This window comes from Kordiimonas aestuarii, assembly GCF_025574465.1.
GTDB classification, from domain to species: Bacteria; Pseudomonadota; Alphaproteobacteria; order Sphingomonadales; family Kordiimonadaceae; genus Kordiimonas; species Kordiimonas aestuarii.
Genome location: NZ_JAOBPP010000021.1, coordinates 765,300 through 782,071 on the forward strand (window position 1 = coordinate 765,300; position 16,772 = coordinate 782,071).

The window sequence follows — 16,772 nt, forward strand, 5'->3', positions numbered from 1 at the left end:
CTTCCATATCAGTTTGGCCCAATGCCCGCAAGCGTTTGGGCGTGCTTTTGGCACAGTTTTCAGGCCGTTTGGTCTTTGGTGATCCGGGCGGCAAAAAAGCCGTCCATGCCGCCTGCATCCGACATCATAGACGGCAGGCAGCGCATGTCACCCTCTGGCGTGACAAGGGCATCCATGCCGCCAAGGTCATCCGCAGATATACCCGCGCGTTTGGCGTTTTTATGGCGGGAGAGGAAAGCATCGATCTGATCTTTCCCTTCTGCGCGCTCCAGCGAACAGACGCAGTAAACAAGCGTGCCGCCCGTGGGCAACAGCGCGAAGGCGTGGTCGAGGATACGGGCCTGCAGGGTCGCCAGCTTTTCCACGTCCTCCGGCGCTTTGGTCCAGATGACATCCGGGTTGCGCCTGAGCGTGCCGGTGGCCGAACACGGCGCATCCAGAAGGATATGATCCACTGGCGTTTTGGGGGTGAAGGTGGCGGCGTCGGCCACATGGACATCGGCCTTCAGGCCAGTGCGCGCCAAATTGGCGTGCAGGCGCTTCAGGCGGTTCCTGTTGCGGTCGATCGCTGTTACGGTCGCGCCGCGGCTGACGAGCTGCATGGTCTTGCCGCCCGGTGCGGCGCACATATCCAGCACGTGTTTGCCACTTACGTCGCCAAGCAGCATGACCGGCAGGCTGGCTGCCATATCCTGTATCCACCATGTGCCGTCGGTGTAACCCGGCAGCTCTGCCACATCGGTAAGCGCCCGGCGCAGGCTGCCGTTTGGCATGACCGTGGCCGCCAGAGCCTCTGCCCATGTGTCGGCGTCTTGCCCGACGGCCAGCGTGATATCAAGCGGCGGCGCGGTTTGCAGACAGCGTGCGATGTCCTGCATCACCGCGGGGCCATAGGCTTTGGACCAGCTTTGTTGCAGCCAGTCCGGCAGGTCGGCGTCGGGCATGGCGTCCAGTTTTGCCACCAATGCATCGCGTTCGCGCACGGCACGGCGCAAGACGGCGTTCACAAGCCCGGAAAACCCTCGTTCCTTGCCGGACAAATTCTTGACCATAGTCACGGTTTCATTAACTGCGGCATGGTCCGCCGTGCGCATGAAGAGGATTTGGGCAAGACCGGTCAGGAGCGCGGCGTCGGTCCAGGTGGCGTTCCGGGGCAGGCCACGGTCGATCAAGGTACGCATGAGAACGCGCAAGGAACCAAGCCGCCTGAGGCATAGCATCACAAGCTGCATTACAAAGGCGCGGTCGCGGCCGTCCAGTTCGCTGGTGATATCATCCAGCGCTACGTCAAACGGGCGGCCTTTGAGCGTTACGGCCATCAGGGTGCGCACTGCCGCCTCGCGAGCGTTTTTCGGCTGAGCGTTTTGCGGTGCGTCGGTGGTTTTTGGGGTTTCTGGCTTTGTCATCATGGCGCTTCATAGCGCCAAGCGCGCCGCAAGGCAAAGCGAAACGCAGACCAAATGCACGATTGCCTTGCGCGCGACGCATTTTCCCCCTTACTTAGGGACAAAGACAAGATACGCGGGGAGGACTATATGCACCAGACAGTGACGATTGCATCGCGCTTCAAGGGCCCACCGACGAGCGGCAATGGCGGTTATGTCTGCGGCATGCTGGCCAGCCTGATTGAGGGCCCGGCGGAAGCCAGCCTCAAGGCCCCGCCGCCGCTGGACATTGACCTTGCACTTTCAAAGTCGGGTGACGGCAGCGTGCTGATGCAGGGCGATGTAGTACTGGGTGTGGCAAAACCTGCAACGCTTGACCTTGAGGTACCCGCCTTTCCGACCCCGCTGACGCTTGGCGGCAACCCCGTGGACGCGCCGGGGCGGCCCAAAAAGTTTGAACCGTTTGAAACCTGTTTTGTGTGCGGGCACGAGCGCACACATCCGGACGGGCTGTGTATCCACGCAAAAATGGTTGAGGGCGTGCCCGGTATGGTCGCCGCCAAATGGCTGCTGGATGAAAGTTACGCGGGGGCTGACGGCAATCTCTCAGACGTGATGCTGTGGGCCGCGCTTGACTGTCCCGGCTATTTTGCCTGTGCGGCCGGGGAAGCGGCACTGCTTGGGCGCCTGACCGCCGAGATTACCGGAAAGCTGAAGGCCGAAGGCGAGGCCACGGTGATCGGCTGGGATTTAGGTGCCTCTGGCCGCAAGCGCCGCTGTGGCACCGCCGTGCTCGACGCGGGAGGTAACCTCATCGCAAAAGCAGAGGGGCTTTGGATCGTGGTCGATGCCGACCGCTTGAAGGCTGAGGGTTAACCGCGTGTCGAAAGCAAAAGACCTTTGGGCCGCGCTGGAGCCCTACCGCGACCGGCGCATCGTCGCCACCTTCGGCCTTGGCATGTCGAGCGGCTTTCCGCTCACCTTCGTGATTTCGCTTCTGGGAATCTGGCTGTCGCGGGAGGATGTGAGCAAGTCGGACGTTGGGCTTTTTGCGCTTATCACCACTTTCTACACCTGGAAGTTTCTGTGGTCGCCGGCGATTGACCGCCTGCCACTTGGCCCGGTCACCCGGTTTTTTGGCCAGCGGCGCGGCTGGCTTTTCACCATTCAGGCGCTGATGGCTGTGGGTATCTTCATCGTAGCGGGGCTTGAGCCCGCGAGCCAGCTTTACTGGGTTGCGGTCCTGTGCGCGTCCATCGCCTTCCTGTCCGCCAGTCAGGATATCGTTATCGACGCCTACCGCATCGAGATTATCGACGACAGGGAAGAGCAGGGCTATAGCGCGGCGGCATATGTCTTTGGCTACCGTACCGCCAACTATGTTGCCGGGGTTGGCGTGTTGACGGTTGCCAATTTTTACGGTTGGTCGTTGGCGATCAGCCTGCTGCCGCTTTTGCTGCTGCCCGGTACGCTGGCGGCCCTTTTTATTGGTGAGCCGGAAGGCCGCGAGGATAGCGAGTTTCTGGCAAACGAACGCAAGCGCCATGCAGGATTACCGACATTTGTCGAACGCCTGCGCGAAGCCGTGTGGTTGCCGTTCAAGGAATTTACCCGTCGGGATTACTGGCTGCTGGTGCTGTTGTTCATCCTGCTTTTCAAGGCTGGCGATGCGGTGACGGCAATCATGACCGGCCCGCTGATTGTGGAGATGGGCTTCTCGGACCTTGATATTGCCGCGGCAAACAAGACGGTTGGTTTCATCACCCTCATGATCGGCGTTGGGTTGGGGGCGGTGCTTTACAAACGGATTGGCATTTACCAGGCGCTTCTGTTCACGGGCATTCTTATGATGCTGACAAACCTTGGTTTTGCCTGGCTTTCCATGGGCGCGACCGAGAGTTGGCGGCTGGCGGTGACAGTTGGGCTTGAAAACTTCGCCACCGGGCTTGGTACGACTGTGATCATCGCCTATTACGCAGGGCTTTGTAATGTCAATTTCACCGCGACACAATTTGCACTGCTGTCGTCGCTTGGTAATCAGGCGCGTACCCTTCTGGGCGCGCCCAGTGGTTTTGTCGCCGAGGCCGTGGGCTGGGTGGAGTTTTTCCTGTATGCGACAGCGATTGCCATACCCGGGCTTATTCTCCTGTTCATTCTCTGGAAAAAAGATGTGGGAACGGGTAACCTTGCAACCGGTGATGGGAAGGCCGACATATGAAACCATGTCACGGATTGTTCAAGCGTCTGTAACAATATCGCCACGCTGTGTGCCTATAAGGATCGCCTTATGAAAAGATACGCTCTCATTCGCCCACGGGTTGCCGCCGCGCAGACATTGGCAGGTGCCCCGTCCTATGTGCGGCAAGGCAGCCTTGAGGTTCGTCTCGCGCGCTCTTTCAAGGAAATCAAATGGGCGCAGAAGCTGCGCTATAAAATCTTCTACGAAGAAATGCAGGCCAAGCCTGACTGGCGCATGCGCATGACCAAGCGCGATATCGACCCCTATGATGCGGTGTGTGACCACCTGCTGGTGATTGATCATGACCGCAAGAAGGGCAAACGGGTTGTGGGTACCTACCGCCTCTTGCGCCAGGAAATTGCTGAGGCACATAACGGCTTTTATTCCGGTGGTGAGTTTGACCTGACGCCGATGAACTCACCCGCCTTCCGCAAGCAGATGGGCGAAGGCCGCCAGCTTCTTGAACTGGGTCGGTCATGCGTGCACAAGGATTACCGCGCCAATTCCACCATCAATATGCTGTGGAAAGGTATTTCGGAATATCTGAAGGCACACAATATCGCCTATATGTTCGGGTGCGCCTCATTTGAAGGCACGGACCCCGAAGACTTCAAGGAAGCGCTGGCTTACCTCTACCACAACCATCTGGTGGCCGAGGATTTCCACGTGAAGGCGCTGGATGGCCAGTTTGTGAACATGAACACCATGCCGGCTGATGAGGTTGACGTGAAACGCGCGCGCCGCGCATTGCCGCCCTTGATCAAGGGTTACCTGCGGATCGGCTGTTTCATCGGTGATGGCGCGGTGGTTGACAAGCAGTTCGGTACCACGGACGTGTTTATCCTGCTGCCGGTTGAGCGCATCGCCAGCCGCTATTCCAAGCATTTTGATATGGGCGCGGGCACACAAGCCAACGACAGCGCGGATGCGGGCCGGGAAGCTTCCGCCGTATAGGAATTGAGATGAACCGTGCCGTCTAAAGGTTAAAGTGTGAGATTATAACAATTCCTACCCTTATGCGCGCGGGTCGTCAGCTTTTCTCCCTGGCAGCCTGGATATGTTTCTCGGAAATATGCAGGTGGGCATCGGTGGGGTAAAAGCCGTAGCGGCTGATATCATCAAGGCATTCATTGACCTCCACGTCGGCTATGGGGCAGTCAGTAAACGTTAATCCACATGGATGACTATAAAATGGTCCGTATTCAACCCCTAGTGAAAATCAGCGAGAAATTATTGGCTGGCATGCCGACGATATCAAAGTCGGCAAAACCGGCACTGTCGGCAAGGTCCATCACGGCTTCCATGTCGCGCACACCCCATGCCGGGTTTTTGCGTTTAAGCGACAGGTCGAAGGCTGCGTTTGATGATGCGGTATGTTTGCCGTGTTGTTTGTAGGGGCCATAAAGGTACAGGGTGCCGCCGCTTGGCAAGGTTTTCCCGGCCCCCTTCATCAGGGCAACTGCCACCTCCCATGGTGCGATATGAATGAGGTTGATGGCCGCAATCGCCGAAATGGGCGCGGGCAGGTCATCAAACTGCCAATCATCTTCCAGCACGTTGAAGCGACGCACGGGTAACAGGTTTTCTGCGCCCACATGGTTGCGCCAAGCGTCAATACTTGTCAGGTGCCGGTCGTCGATGTCGGTGGGCTGCCACAAAAGCGGCGCCAGCTTGGGCGCCATATGGGCGGCGTGTTCTCCTGTGCCGGAGGCAATCTCCAGCAAGGTGCCTTTACGCTGCAGGCAGGCTTCCAGAAGCTCCAGGATAAAGTTCCGGTTGCGGGCGGTTGCGGGGGCATGCAGTCGCGCTGCTTCCCCATCATGCGCCTGCGGGTCGAAAAACTTGCTCATCTGTCACGGCGCCGGTTTTTGAGTTGCATGAGAAAATAAACCGGTACAACGATGGTTGCACCCAGGAGGATATATTGCAGGCCACTGCCGACAAGCCATGCCCAGACATCGGCAACACGCCCGGCGGCCCAGCCATAGACATCGCCAGGGCTCCACTCAAGCCAGTACAGAAGCGCGCCGACAAGGAAGCTGTAGATAACCAGCTTGATAATGGTACCGGCGTCAAAACGCATGAAGTATCCCCTTGCTTATTGTCGGGCCCTTATTCATCGGGCCAGTGACCGCCCGGCAGGTGCGAGGCAAGACAGGCGTCGATATTGACATTGTCGCCTGTCCGGGTGCGCGCTGCAAGGTGGCGCGCTTCAAAATACTCCCCGCGCGTTGGTTCGTAAAACACCACCTCAAGCACACAGCCGTCGTTCTCAAACAGCATGACCTGCATCATGTCGTCGCGTCGCACAAGCGTGGGGTTCCCTATCAGGGCCTGAACATCGCCGGGGCTTGCCCCCATCAGGCGCAGCGGGTCGGCGGGTGGCCGGGGGTGGATCTCGGCCAGTGGCTCCGGCTCGGGTTCCAGCACCGGTGTGGGTGTGGCTTTTTCAGGCGCGGGCGTGGTTGGGCCGCAGCCCGCGGTGAGCGCAAGGCAGCCAATTGCACCAAGTCGCGCAAGAAGGTGGAAGGGTCGTCGGCGATGGTCCTGATGTGTCACTCTTTCTCCTTCGCCCCCTCACGCACGGCCACTTGCCAGATTATGGTAGATATGGGTCATCATCGCCGTGCCGATGATGGGTGCCAGAATATTCACGAACGGGATGGCAAACAAGACCGCGATCATCGCGCCGCCAATAAAAATTTTGCCGCTGAAGCGTTTGCGGAAACGCCGGACCTCGCGCGCGTCCATATGCCGGATGGCAACCATCTCGAAATATTCGCGGCCCAGCAGGATGCCGTTGACCGCCACAAACAACAGGAAGGTGCCGCCAACAGTGAACAGCAGCAGGATATAGGGGACCAGCGCAATGAGGTTGATCAAGATGACAAGGAACATCAGTTTCAGCGAACCCAGCACCACCTCAAGCCCCGAAACTTTGCGAGTGCCCAGCCGGTGTGGGTAATACTCTTCCTCCACCGCCATGGCGATGCCGTCAGTGAAAAACCCCATGACGGTCGTGGAAATGGCCGGGAACAGCACATAGCTGCCAACGGTGGCGACCGCCAGGAAGCCAGCCTCGTCCAGCCATTCAAGCCAGCTGTAGCCAAAGGAAAGGTCCTGTGGCCAATAGATGTGCAGCAGATACAAAAGCAGCCCAAGCGTGGCGAGGGCGACAAACACCCCGGTGAAAAACACACTGCGGAATTTTGGGTGTAAGAGTTGTTGCCAAGTTCGGTTAAGGGCCTGCCCTATCATTGCTGTTTCCTCGCGCTTTCATGGTTTCCGTCGCTTGCGGACGGCTTTTTATTCCCTAAAACATAGGAAGGGCGATCAAAGCTTGCAATACGGTATGGCTTTTCTATGGTGCGCGAGACGCTATGATTTGCCGCCCTGGCGCGGTGCCCAACTCAGGAGACAGGGATTTGAGCGATTTTCAGGTGCTGTGCATTGGCAATGCAATTGTGGATATCGTGGCCCGTGTGGAAGAAGAGTTCCTCACTGACCATGAGCGCGTGAAGGGCTCGATGATGTTGGTGGATGCGGAGACCTCGGCGCGTATTTATGACGCCATGCCGCCAGCCGTGGAACGCTCGGGCGGCTCCGCCGGGAACACGGCTGCGGGCATCGCATCGCTTGGTGGTAAGGCCGCCTATATGGGCAAGGTCCATAATGACCAGTTGGGGGCTGTTTTCAGCCATGATATCCGCGCCATCGGTGTGCACTATCAAACACCGCGCGCCAGTGAGGGTGCACCCACGGCCACCAGCATGATCCTTGTCACGCCGGACGCGCAGCGCACCATGAGCACCTATCTTGGCGCTTGTGGCGAGCTGGCGCTTGCGGATATTGACGAGGATATCGTTGCGTGCGCCGACGTGACCTATATCGAAGGCTATATGTGGGATCGTGACAACCAGAAGGAAGCTGTGCTGAAGGCCATGGACGTGGCGCACAAACACGGCAAGCTGGTATCGCTGACCCTGTCCGACAGCTTCTGCGTTGACCGCTTCCGGTCCGAGTTTGTTGACCTTGTTGAGGGCCGCGTTGATATCCTGTTTGCCAACGAGGCGGAGATCAAATCGCTTTATGAGGTGGATACGTTTGAGGAAGCGGTCGCGCGCCTGCGCCCGCATGTAAAGCTGGCGGCGATCACACGTTCGGAGAAAGGCTCGGTAGTGCTCAGCAGGGACGAGATGGTGGCCGTGCCCGCGCATCCGACTGCGCTGATTGATACCACCGGCGCTGGCGACCTGTATGCGGCAGGCTTCCTGCACGGCTACACATCGGGCAAAAGCCTTGAAGACTGTGCACGCCTTGGCGGGCTTGCGGCTTCGGAAGTCATTTCCCACCTTGGTGCAAGGCCGGAAGTGAACCTTAAAAAAATGGCGGCGGAGGAGCTGGGCCTCTAGGCATGGCCACAAAGACCGAGATATCAGCCCCAGGGACCTTTCCTGGGGCTTTTTTTTGCCTCGCCCGGCCCGGTGTGAGGCACGCTGCCTGATTGCGCGCGCCGCGTGGCGGACCTTGATACAGGTGTGTAATCACCGGAGGCGGCCATCGCTTCAAGCCGGGAGATGCGCTCTTCCATGCGGGGGTGGGTCGAAAAAAGACTATCAAACGAACGGCCGCTTAGCGGGTTTACAATAAACATATGCGCCGTGGCGGGGTTCTGTTCCGCGCGGTCGTTGACGTTCATGGCCGCACCCTGATGCAGACGCGCCAACGCACTGGCCAGCGCCAGCGGCTGGCCGGAGATGGCGGCCCCCTCCCTGTCGGCGGCATATTCCCGCGTGCGTGAGATAGCCATCTGCACCAGCATGGCGGCCATGGGGGCCAGAATCATCATGAGGATTGTGCCAAAAATACCCAGTGGGTTATTGCGGTTGCCGCCGAAAAACAGCGCGAAGTTAGCCAGCATGGAGATGGCACCTGCAATGGTGGCGGTGATGGTCATGGTCAGGGTGTCGCGGTTTTTCACGTGTGCCAGCTCGTGCGCCATCACGCCGGTTACTTCGTCGTGGTTCAGGATACGCAGCAGGCCGGTGGTGGCAGCCACAGCGGCGTTCTCTGGGTTGCGGCCGGTTGCAAAGGCGTTGGGCTGGTTGCTGTCGATGATATAGACTTTGGGCATCGGCAGGTCAGCCCTGCGCGCAAGTCGGCGCACAATGCCGTAAAGTTCGGGCGCTTCACGTTCGTCTACCGCGCGCGCACCGTGCATGCGCAGCACCATTTTATCCGCATTCCAGTAGGCGAACATATTCATGCCCGCGGCAATCACCAGCGCGATCAACATGCCGGTCTGTCCGCCAAGCATCAGGCCAAAAACAAGAAACAGCGCCGTCATGGCGGCCATCAAAAGGGCGGTGCGGGCATAACTCATCATAGCTCACTCATCTGTCGGTTGGTCGCGTTTGACTTGCGTATTACATTATATTTGGGCAGCGTGGGGCATGGCTTCAAGTCTCCATGCATGTCAGGTGATTTATGCCGAGCGTGTTTGAAGGGCAAGAATAACAGAACTGAAGACGGGACCATGTCAAAAGAAGGCCAACTGGAAAACCTGCCCCGGCAGGCGGTAACAAAAGCGCTGGTGATTTTTGTCCTCGTGACAGCAATACTGTCACTCTTGGCATCCAAGCTGGTGATCGATATTGGCCTCAAGCGCCATTATATGGTCATGCTGATGTGGACGCCGGGCATCGGGGCGCTGGTCGCCTGCAAACTTTCGGGCATTGGCGTTGGCAGCCTTGGGTGGAGTTGGGGCCGCTCACGCTGGCAGCTATCCGCCTATCTGCTGCCGCTTGTATATGGGCTGATCGCCTATGGCATCCTTTGGGGTGGCGGCCTTGGCGGTGTGCTGGACACAAAATTCATCGAAGAAGCGGGCTATCACCTTGGCCTTGTCGGCTGGTCGGAGACGGCAACGCTGATGATGGCCATTTTCATCTTCGCTGTGGTGGGGATGACATGGCACCTGGCGTCGGCTCTGGGTGAGGAGATCGGCTGGCGCGGGTTCCTGACGCCTGCCTTGATGCGCTATATGTCTTTCCCGTTCGCGTCGCTGCTGACTGGCCTGATGTGGGCGGCGTGGCATCTGCCGATCATCCTTTTCACCAAATATAATGCGGGGCCAGGCGATATGGGGCTGCAGGTCGCGAACTTTGCGCTGCTGTGTGTCGGCATTTCCTTTATCATGAGTTACCTGCGGCTCGTTTCCGGCAGCCTGTGGACGGCGGCCGTGATGCACGCAGCCCATAATATTTTCATCCTCAGCTTGCTTGACCGCATGACGATCAAATATGACGACACTTGGCGCTTTGCCGGGGAGTTTGGATTTATTCTGCCGCTTGTCGTGGCTGCCTTTGCCCTATATGTCTGGCGCCGTGCGCACAAGGAAGGCTTTTGTGCAGGCCCGGGCGAGAGGAAGGTGGAAGCATGAGTGGAAGAAAGACAGATGAAAAGGGCGCAGGCGCGCAACCTGTTAACGAGAAAGCCAAGGTAAAGCCGCAGCCCAAAGAAATCGGTGGCCGGGCTGGCCCGGAACCCACGCGCTATGGCGACTGGGAAAAAAACGGTATCATTTCAGACTTCTGACGCGAGACCTAGTTCCCGCCGCCCTTGGTCCCGTCGTCCTTATCGGGGGTATTCTGTTGCCCTGATCGCTCCGAGCCCGCCGAGCTTATCGGATCGCCCGCCTCTGGGGTGTCCGCGGCATCATCTTTGTCCGCTTCCGCATCGCTTTCAGCCGGATGCTCTTCAGCCGCTTTTACCGCCTGCGCGGACTGTATGAAACCTGCGCGGTCCAGCAGGTCCCGGAACTCCTTGAGCTCCTTCTCCGCTTCCGCACGCGCCATGCCCTTGATCAGCCCTTCGGTGAACCCCGGTTGTTTCATATAGATGCGGACCTGATGGTCGGCACGGTTGCGGCAATCCCCTGCGGTGAAATAATTATCTGCCATCAATGACAGGATTTTTTTCGCCTTGTCCTGCAGGCTGATGTTCAGGTTATGAAGTTTTTTCAATATCTGCGTATTGTCGAGGATGGCGCGGCAGAAAGCATCCAGTTTTTCGGCAATCTTGCGCCGGTGCATTTCTGTCAGGTCGGCTTCCATGATGCGTTTTTGCAAAAGCACGAGATCGTGCATGCGTTGCATGGGCTGGTTGCTGTCGAGGCCGACAAATATCGATTCGTATTCGGGTCGGGTCAGTACAGGCAGCATGAAGTTGGCTACCATGCGTTTGTTGCTGTGGCCGATGGTAAATTTCTCAAGGTCAAGAAGCGCGTTGATCTGGTCGATGGGGTTTCTGGTTTCATACAGCATTTCACCAACGGCCTGGCTGTTAAGCAGCCGCCCGGCCCGCGAGGCCAGCGCCTCTTCAAGGCTTTCTTGCATGCCCACGTCGTCTTGCAGTTCGTCAATCGCGTGCTTCAGTAGGTCGATGCCCTTCAGCTGGTCAACCAGTCCGCCAGGGCAAATGGGTTTGGCAGCGTCTATTTCGATCTTGAGCCGACCGAACAGGGCGCGGGCAACCTGCGGCATCTGGCCTTCGGACAGGAAACCGTTCAGGCGCAATATTTCGTCGGAGAAAACCGGGGACCGTTCGTTTTCGCCCATCATGTTGAGGCGGCCCGCCTGCAGATAGGAAAGCCAGATCATGAAACGGCTGCGGTCTTCGGGTTCATCGAGGATCTGCCCCAAAATACTGGGGTGGAGGAACATCTCGGCGATCATCTGGTCAAGGATTTCCAGCACCCATGCCGGGCGCCCGCCGCTGAGCATCGCAATAAGCCGCCCGACCTTGTCGGACAGGGTGACAGCCGGTTGCAGATAGTCGGTGATGGCTGCGATCAACAGAAAGCGTTTGTTGGAGCGATCCTGCAGCACCTCAATCACCGGCTTGAGCCTCCCCACTTCAAGCGAGGGCGTTTTTTCCTTGTTGGCCTTCATGATTTCGACCGACGTATCGATCACCTTGGTGATCTTGCGCATGCGTTCCTGAATGGAGCTTTGATCATTTTCATAGGACACGGCGGTCCGCTGCACGGCGTTCTGTAGCTTAGTGCCAGCATTATAGAGCTTATAATAATGGTCGAGGCTGTGCAGCAGTTCGGTGGGGGTGATCATCCAGTCCCCGAGCGTATTGCCGAGCAACTCCCAGATGGCGCGGCGGCCATCGGCGCTATAGAGGTCGTCCGGTGTCAGGCACGGTGAAATGGTGCCGGTCTGATCATATTTGGATGTTTTTCGGCTGGCCCCCCGGGAGTAGATCTCCACCGAGGCAAACTCCTGATTGACCTTGTCGTAGCTTTCCTTGAGAACCCTGATGCCAGTGAAACGCTTGGAACCCCATAGTTCCTCTGCTTTCTCTACGGCAAATTTTCTGTCGTTGACGACTTCAAGAATTGTCCAGCGGGTGCCGCGCCGCCCCATAATCTCAAAATGGACGCTCTGGCCTAGGGACACTCAATTCTCCTCTTCCCGCTAATCCGCACCAATCGCGCGCTCATGGTCAACCAAATTCAGGGGGCAGTCAACATTGGCCCTGTATCCCGACCTGAATCGTCCGTTTCTGCATCCTGCAGGTACGCCGCAAAACCTTCTCAGTTGGTTAAAGCAGCTTTTCTTCCTTGAGATAGGCAATGCATTCATCGACCGACTGTTCAAGCGGCACGATGCGGTAGCCAAGATCCTTGACGGCCTTGTCGCTTTTGGCATCAACCACTTCAGAGGCAAAATATGCTTCTTCCGGCGTTACCATGGGTCTTTTGCCACTGAAAGCCGCGCGAAGGCTTAGGACGCCTGCGGCCAGTTTCAGGAAAAACGCCGATGTCGGGTGTTTGGGTTCCGGCAGGCCAAGTTTGTCAGATGCCAGCGCAAGAAAATCATACATGCTGGCGTAGGGGCCGCCCAGGATATAATTTTCGCCTGTTTTTCCTTTTTCAAAGGCAGCAAGCAAAGCTTCCGCAACGGCCCGGGCGTTGGCGAAGTTGCCGGCGCCAGGTGGGGTGCCGGGCAGACTTCCCTTGGCGTGGCGCAGGATAAGCCGCGCCCAGTTGCGGCTGTCGTAGCGGCCTATGATATGGGTCGGGTTGACGATGACAGCATCCATGCCGCGCCATGTGGCCTCCTTAACCTTGCGTTCCGCAAAGGTTTTGGTGTTGACGTAGGAAACCCAGCTCGTTGACCCCAGCTTTTCGGTCTCCTCTGTCACGGGCGTATGGTGGATGCCGTACACACTTGTACTGGAGACATGGATAAAACGTCCGACATCTTTGTCGGTAGCCAGTTGCAAAAGGGCTGCTGTCCCCTCGACATTCACCAGATACTGGCTGGCGGCATCAGCCTTCCATGTGCTGGTGTTCGCGGCGATATGGAACAAGGCGTCCAGATCCTCCGGCACCTGGTGGGCATAGGCGGTGGGCTGCGAAAGCTTGCCTTCGATATACCGCACCCGGTCGCCAAACAATGCCTCGGCAGCCTTTCGGTCGCGCGCCAAAATGTGTATGGTCCACCCTTGTTCGGTTAACACATCGATCAGATGACGCCCCAGAAACCCGGTGGCGCCGGTCACAAAAGCGGATGGCATGTTTTCGTCCCCGGTTCTATCGCTTGAATTTATGCCTGTTTTTTGGCTCAGCGCTTGAGTTTTTTTGGAACTGACGTTAAGTCACAGGCAAATTTAATCCCGTCTGGCAAGGAATATGACGTTCATGCGGCTTTTTGGCAATGTGAAGACACAAAAAATAGTAGCATCTTTACTGATGATCTCGGTGCTCTCCTCCGCACCTGCCTATGCGTCGGACGCAACGGCAGGCGTGGTAGCCATGCTGAAGACAGCGTCCGTTGCAAATGACAAGGCCACATTCGACACCTTGCTGAAAACAGCGCTTGATACCTGGCCGAAAAACCGCATCCAGATTCTGAGATCGGCAAAAACCATTAGTGAAACCTGGATGAGCCAAGCTTATCTTGACGAGCTGGTTGCTGCAAAAAAAGCAGAGGAAGCAGCGGAAGCAGCGTCTCGTGCCCGGGGGATCATGTATTACCTTGACCCGGAGCTTTGGCAGGGACAGGCGCAGCTTGGCGGAAGCAGCAGCTCAGGTGACACGGATGAGCAAGGTGTCTCTGCGGCGTTGAGTTTTGAGCGTGCTTTTGGTCCCAAGTGGAACCACTCACTGAATCTCAAGTTTGATCTCGCGCGCTCTGAAGGTGCTACCACGCGGCAGCGCTTCGTGGGGCAGTATGAGGTGATGTGGAAGCCGTGGACGGATATATTCCTTCTCAACTTCACCGAGCTCGAGCTGGATAAATTTTCCGGTTATGATTATCGGGTAGTGGAAAACCTGGCAGTGGGTACCGAGATTTTTCGCTCCGCCAACCAAAGCCTGCGTATTGAGGCGGGCCCTGGTATTCGGATCAGCGGTGTCGAGGAAACCCTGCAGGACGGCATGGTCGTGCCCGCGCACACTGAAAAAGAGTTCCTTGGCAGGGTCTCCAGTACTTATGAACTGAAGTTGACCGACAATCTGACATTCAAGGATCGGGCGTCTGCCATCTTTGGCGCGCAGTCAACCACACTTGAGAACTGGGCGCAGTTCTCGGCACGGATCAATTCGCACATGCAGGCACGGGTATCGTTTGAGGTGAAATATGATTCACTTGCGCCAATTGGTACCGCCGCCTGGGATACCGCCACGCGGGCAACGCTGGTATATGACTTCTAGGGCGCTCCGGCGATCGCATGACCCATCATGAGCCCGCGTTTGGCGCGGGCTTTTTCATGCCCCCGCCAGATGGCAAACCACGTGCCGCTCCTGGGCGCTGGTGCGGTGTTCAAACACATAAACGCCCTGCCATGTCCCAAACACAGGCTGGCGGTTGAGCACCGGTATGGACAATGATACGTCGCTGAGTGCAGCCTTGATATGGGCGGGCATGTCATCCGGCCCCTCCGCGCTATGGCGATACAGGCCGCGCGTCATGGGCGCCATGCGGTCAAACGCATCGGCCAGGTCTTTCCGTACATCGGGGTCGGCATTTTCCTGCACGGCCAGCGAAGCGCTGGTGTGCCGGATAAAAAGCGTGAGCAAGCCTTCGGTAATGCCGCTGGATTGTACCCAGCCAGCCACCTCATGGGTAAATTCATAAAGGCCAATGCCTTTGGTTTCGACGCACAGTGTGGTTGTGGCTTGTCGCATGCAGTCCTCTAGCGAATGGGTACAGTGCGTACCATTTCCTGCGCTTCGGGGCGCTCCAGATCGATATGCAGCAAGCCGTTTTCCATAAAGGCGTCTGAGACTTCCATCCCGTCGGCCAGCACAAATTTACGCACAAATTGCCGCGCCGCGATTCCCCGGTGCAGGTATGCTTTCTCGCCACTGTCTTCGCGCTGTTTGCCGCGGATGATCATTTGGCTGCCTTCAAGCGCGAGGTCGAGGTCTTCGCGCGTGAAGCCCGCGACCGCCAGGGAGATGCGTATGGCGTTATCGCCAATATGTTCGATATTATAGGGCGGATAACCGTCCCCGGCGTTTTTGGCAACCTTGTCGAGGACATCCTCAAGTTGGTCGAAGCCGAGAAGAAACGGGCTGTTGAAAATAGACATGCGCGACATGGCGGCCTCCTTGAAAAAGCGAACCCACACCGCGAGGCCCCCGGATGGGCGACCAGAGCGGTGGTCGTGACGCGCTCATGCGTGAGCCGCCAACACTCCAGAGTTTGGGAGTCTGCGGCACATACTTCAAGTATAATTCGTATGAACGCCTATTCCATCACGCTGGCGGTGGTGACTGCGCTGCCTGAGGCGGGCTTCCTGGCACTGTCGGGCAGCCGTCCTTCGCTTTTCTCCGGCGGGCGTATCCAGCATTCAGTGCCGCGGGCCTTCAGCGCCTGACATAGCGTCCGCGCTGCGCCAAGGCTTTTAAGCGGACCCGCGTTCAGTCGGTAGTAGAAGCCTTTTGGTTTGCCCTCAGTGTTCCCGAAGTCCACTTCCGAACGCCGGGGCGGGATGTCAGTCAACAGATCCACATTGGCGCGGTAAAGGATAGTCCAGCCGCGCATCAGCGCCTTGGTTGTACGGTAAGCCCCGATCTGCAATGCCCAGCCATTAGGCTCCACAAGAGGCGGTATTTCTGTCAGCTCATAGTTCGCGACATCAATATCCGTTTTTGCCTCTTGTTTCACCGGCTCCTGCTTGACGGGTGCGGGGACTTTTGCCAGCACGGGCCGGGCGGCGATGCGTTTTGCTGCTTCCTCTGCATTCGGTTTTTCGGCCAACACAAGGTTGCCAGCCTCGGCGTTTGTCCAGTCTGGCTCCACGATGCCCGTTGTCAGCGCCTGCATGCGGCGGTCAACTGGCAGGCTGGTGAGCGACCGATAAAAGGTAAAAGTTTCCCCCACGCTTGCTGGATCAAGATCCAGCCGCGCCATCTGATAGGCGTCGGTTTCCCGGCCCGCCAGCAGATATGCCATGGCGAGGTTCTGGCGGCCCTGTGCGGACACCTTGCCGTTGAGGGCAAGAGGCTCAAGGATGTTGACGGCGGCGGCGGCGTTTCCGGTCATGGCAAAAATAAGCGCGAGATTGGACAGGCTTCCCGGGTCGGCGGTGTGCCGGAAAGCGGCGATAGCGTCACCGGTGCGGCCAAGGGCTGCCAGTGTGATACCCCGTGCCGATATGACACCTGGGTCCGAAGGCATGGTGGTGGCGGCGCTGTCGAATGCCAGAAGGGCGGTGTCGAACTTGCCAAGCGCGATACGGCTTTTGCCAAGGACGTACCAACCTTCGCCAGACAGCCCGGAACGCAGGGCGAGGCCTTCGAGGATATTTTCCGCCTCATCATATTTACCAAGCGCGGCAAGGCTGCGCGCAAGCCCCGTCGTCGCCGTTGGCGACCCTGTCGCCGTTGCCTGATGGCGATAAAGGGGAATGGCGGCGCTGTGGTCCCCCTTTGCGGCGAGGTCGTCGGCGATCACAAGGATTCCGCCGGTTTGCGCGCCCGCGTTGACGGGGGTTGCAGCCTTGATGGCAGGTTCATTTTGCCCGTTGCAGGCGGCAATGCTGAGCATTGCACAGCCCAGGAGCAGCCGCCTGGCGGTGTTGGAAGTCTTCATAACTGTCTCGCTTTTCAGCGTGGGTTGCCTGAT

General features: G+C 58.0%; 18 protein-coding genes. 7 read left to right on the forward strand and 11 right to left on the reverse strand.

The annotated features are described in order from the left end of the window. Positions 1 to 59: 59 nt before the first annotated feature. On the reverse strand, positions 60 to 1,409 hold the full coding sequence (locus tag OEU85_RS16140) for a transcription antitermination factor NusB (protein WP_262692546.1): 1,350 nt from the start codon (positions 1,407 to 1,409) through the stop codon (positions 60 to 62). A gap of 126 nt (positions 1,410 to 1,535) precedes the next feature. Between OEU85_RS16140 and OEU85_RS16145 the strand changes: the two genes are divergently transcribed. From OEU85_RS16145 to OEU85_RS16155, 3 genes are all read left to right on the forward strand, one after another. Then, complete coding sequence (locus OEU85_RS16145) at positions 1,536 to 2,261, forward strand: hypothetical protein (protein WP_262692547.1); 726 nt, start codon at positions 1,536 to 1,538, stop codon at positions 2,259 to 2,261. Positions 2,262 to 2,265: 4 nt separating this feature from the next. Then, the gene (locus OEU85_RS16150; RefSeq protein WP_262692548.1) at positions 2,266 to 3,603 is read left to right on the forward strand and encodes an AmpG family muropeptide MFS transporter; all 1,338 of its coding nucleotides are present in this window, start codon (positions 2,266 to 2,268) and stop codon (positions 3,601 to 3,603) included. Positions 3,604 to 3,672: 69 nt separating this feature from the next. Further along, positions 3,673 to 4,578 (forward strand): GNAT family N-acetyltransferase, encoded by a 906-nt coding sequence (locus OEU85_RS16155; protein WP_262692549.1) that lies wholly within the window; start codon positions 3,673 to 3,675, stop codon positions 4,576 to 4,578. Positions 4,579 to 4,826: 248 nt separating this feature from the next. Here OEU85_RS16155 and OEU85_RS16160 read toward each other — a convergent pair whose 3' ends face one another. Genes OEU85_RS16160 through OEU85_RS16175 form a run of 4 tightly spaced genes read right to left on the reverse strand, consistent with a single transcriptional unit; the run spans position 4,827 to position 6,882 of the window. Beyond that, a complete protein-coding gene (locus OEU85_RS16160) occupies positions 4,827 to 5,474 on the reverse strand; it encodes a class I SAM-dependent methyltransferase (RefSeq protein WP_262692550.1) in 648 nt (215 codons plus the stop codon). Further along, a complete protein-coding gene (locus OEU85_RS16165) occupies positions 5,471 to 5,707 on the reverse strand; it encodes a DUF6460 domain-containing protein (protein ID WP_262692551.1) in 237 nt (78 codons plus the stop codon). Before OEU85_RS16165 ends, OEU85_RS16160 begins: the two co-directional genes overlap by 4 nt. A gap of 29 nt (positions 5,708 to 5,736) precedes the next feature. Then, a complete protein-coding gene (locus OEU85_RS16170) occupies positions 5,737 to 6,183 on the reverse strand; it encodes a hypothetical protein (protein ID WP_262692552.1) in 447 nt (148 codons plus the stop codon). An 18-nt stretch (positions 6,184 to 6,201) separates the two neighbouring features. Then, entirely contained in the window at positions 6,202 to 6,882 is a 681-nt protein-coding gene (locus OEU85_RS16175; RefSeq protein WP_262692553.1) for an EI24 domain-containing protein, read from the reverse strand. A gap of 167 nt (positions 6,883 to 7,049) precedes the next feature. On the opposite strand from OEU85_RS16175, the gene OEU85_RS16180 reads away from it, so the two are divergent. Further along, positions 7,050 to 8,036, forward strand: coding sequence for an adenosine kinase (locus OEU85_RS16180; RefSeq protein ID WP_262692554.1), 987 nt, complete (start codon positions 7,050 to 7,052; stop codon positions 8,034 to 8,036). 23 nt (positions 8,037 to 8,059) lie between these two features. Here the strand turns inward: OEU85_RS16180 and htpX are convergent, their stop codons facing one another. Further along, positions 8,060 to 9,007, reverse strand: a complete 948-nt coding sequence (gene htpX / locus OEU85_RS16185; protein WP_394805441.1) for a zinc metalloprotease HtpX — start codon at positions 9,005 to 9,007, stop codon at positions 8,060 to 8,062. Positions 9,008 to 9,160: 153 nt separating this feature from the next. Here htpX and OEU85_RS16190 point away from each other — a divergent pair, with 153 nt between their 5' ends. Together OEU85_RS16190 and OEU85_RS16195 are read left to right on the forward strand one after the other, a co-directional pair. Next, positions 9,161 to 10,066: a CPBP family intramembrane glutamic endopeptidase gene (locus tag OEU85_RS16190; RefSeq protein ID WP_262692556.1), complete on the forward strand. Its 906-nt coding sequence runs from the start codon at positions 9,161 to 9,163 to the stop codon at positions 10,064 to 10,066. After that, entirely contained in the window at positions 10,063 to 10,221 is a 159-nt protein-coding gene (locus OEU85_RS16195) for a DUF1674 domain-containing protein (protein WP_262692557.1), read from the forward strand. Before OEU85_RS16190 ends, OEU85_RS16195 begins: the two co-directional genes overlap by 4 nt. An 8-nt stretch (positions 10,222 to 10,229) precedes the next feature. Here the strand turns inward: OEU85_RS16195 and OEU85_RS16200 are convergent, their stop codons facing one another. Together OEU85_RS16200 and OEU85_RS16205 are read right to left on the reverse strand one after the other, a co-directional pair. Continuing rightward, positions 10,230 to 12,092, reverse strand: a complete 1,863-nt coding sequence (locus tag OEU85_RS16200) for a hypothetical protein (protein ID WP_262692558.1) — start codon at positions 12,090 to 12,092, stop codon at positions 10,230 to 10,232. A gap of 145 nt (positions 12,093 to 12,237) precedes the next feature. Continuing rightward, positions 12,238 to 13,215: an NAD-dependent epimerase/dehydratase family protein gene (locus OEU85_RS16205; protein ID WP_262692559.1), complete on the reverse strand. Its 978-nt coding sequence runs from the start codon at positions 13,213 to 13,215 to the stop codon at positions 12,238 to 12,240. Between the two features lie 115 nt (positions 13,216 to 13,330). Between OEU85_RS16205 and OEU85_RS16210 the strand changes: the two genes are divergently transcribed. Further along, on the forward strand, positions 13,331 to 14,353 hold the full coding sequence (locus OEU85_RS16210; protein ID WP_262692560.1) for a DUF481 domain-containing protein: 1,023 nt from the start codon (positions 13,331 to 13,333) through the stop codon (positions 14,351 to 14,353). Positions 14,354 to 14,407: 54 nt separating this feature from the next. Here OEU85_RS16210 and OEU85_RS16215 read toward each other — a convergent pair whose 3' ends face one another. From OEU85_RS16215 to OEU85_RS16225, 3 genes are all read right to left on the reverse strand, one after another. Next, positions 14,408 to 14,827, reverse strand: a complete 420-nt coding sequence (locus OEU85_RS16215; protein WP_262692561.1) for a secondary thiamine-phosphate synthase enzyme YjbQ — start codon at positions 14,825 to 14,827, stop codon at positions 14,408 to 14,410. Positions 14,828 to 14,835: 8 nt separating this feature from the next. Then, on the reverse strand, positions 14,836 to 15,243 hold the full coding sequence (locus OEU85_RS16220; protein ID WP_262692562.1) for an Hsp20 family protein: 408 nt from the start codon (positions 15,241 to 15,243) through the stop codon (positions 14,836 to 14,838). Positions 15,244 to 15,392: 149 nt separating this feature from the next. Beyond that, positions 15,393 to 16,739 (reverse strand): SPOR domain-containing protein, encoded by a 1,347-nt coding sequence (locus tag OEU85_RS16225; protein ID WP_262692563.1) that lies wholly within the window; start codon positions 16,737 to 16,739, stop codon positions 15,393 to 15,395. Between the last annotated feature and the right edge of the window lie 33 nt (positions 16,740 to 16,772).

What these genes read in the sequence shown, in the direction of transcription:
- OEU85_RS16140 (WP_262692546.1), bottom strand. Translation starts at nt 1,409, where the DNA reads ATGATGACAAAGCCAGAAACCCCAAAAACCACCGACGCACCGCAAAAC.
- OEU85_RS16165 (WP_262692551.1), bottom strand. Translation starts at nt 5,707, where the DNA reads ATGCGTTTTGACGCCGGTACCATTATCAAGCTGGTTATCTACAGCTTC.
- OEU85_RS16225 (WP_262692563.1), bottom strand. Translation starts at nt 16,739, where the DNA reads ATGAAGACTTCCAACACCGCCAGGCGGCTGCTCCTGGGCTGTGCAATG.
- OEU85_RS16220 (WP_262692562.1), bottom strand. Translation starts at nt 15,243, where the DNA reads ATGTCGCGCATGTCTATTTTCAACAGCCCGTTTCTTCTCGGCTTCGAC.
- OEU85_RS16145 (WP_262692547.1), top strand. Translation starts at nt 1,536, where the DNA reads ATGCACCAGACAGTGACGATTGCATCGCGCTTCAAGGGCCCACCGACG.
- htpX (WP_394805441.1), bottom strand. Translation starts at nt 9,007, where the DNA reads ATGAGTTATGCCCGCACCGCCCTTTTGATGGCCGCCATGACGGCGCTG.
- OEU85_RS16190 (WP_262692556.1), top strand. Translation starts at nt 9,161, where the DNA reads ATGTCAAAAGAAGGCCAACTGGAAAACCTGCCCCGGCAGGCGGTAACA.
- OEU85_RS16155 (WP_262692549.1), top strand. Translation starts at nt 3,673, where the DNA reads ATGAAAAGATACGCTCTCATTCGCCCACGGGTTGCCGCCGCGCAGACA.
- OEU85_RS16205 (WP_262692559.1), bottom strand. Translation starts at nt 13,215, where the DNA reads ATGCCATCCGCTTTTGTGACCGGCGCCACCGGGTTTCTGGGGCGTCAT.
- OEU85_RS16160 (WP_262692550.1), bottom strand. Translation starts at nt 5,474, where the DNA reads ATGAGCAAGTTTTTCGACCCGCAGGCGCATGATGGGGAAGCAGCGCGA.
- OEU85_RS16195 (WP_262692557.1), top strand. Translation starts at nt 10,063, where the DNA reads ATGAGTGGAAGAAAGACAGATGAAAAGGGCGCAGGCGCGCAACCTGTT.
- OEU85_RS16210 (WP_262692560.1), top strand. Translation starts at nt 13,331, where the DNA reads ATGACGTTCATGCGGCTTTTTGGCAATGTGAAGACACAAAAAATAGTA.
- OEU85_RS16175 (WP_262692553.1), bottom strand. Translation starts at nt 6,882, where the DNA reads ATGATAGGGCAGGCCCTTAACCGAACTTGGCAACAACTCTTACACCCA.
- OEU85_RS16215 (WP_262692561.1), bottom strand. Translation starts at nt 14,827, where the DNA reads ATGCGACAAGCCACAACCACACTGTGCGTCGAAACCAAAGGCATTGGC.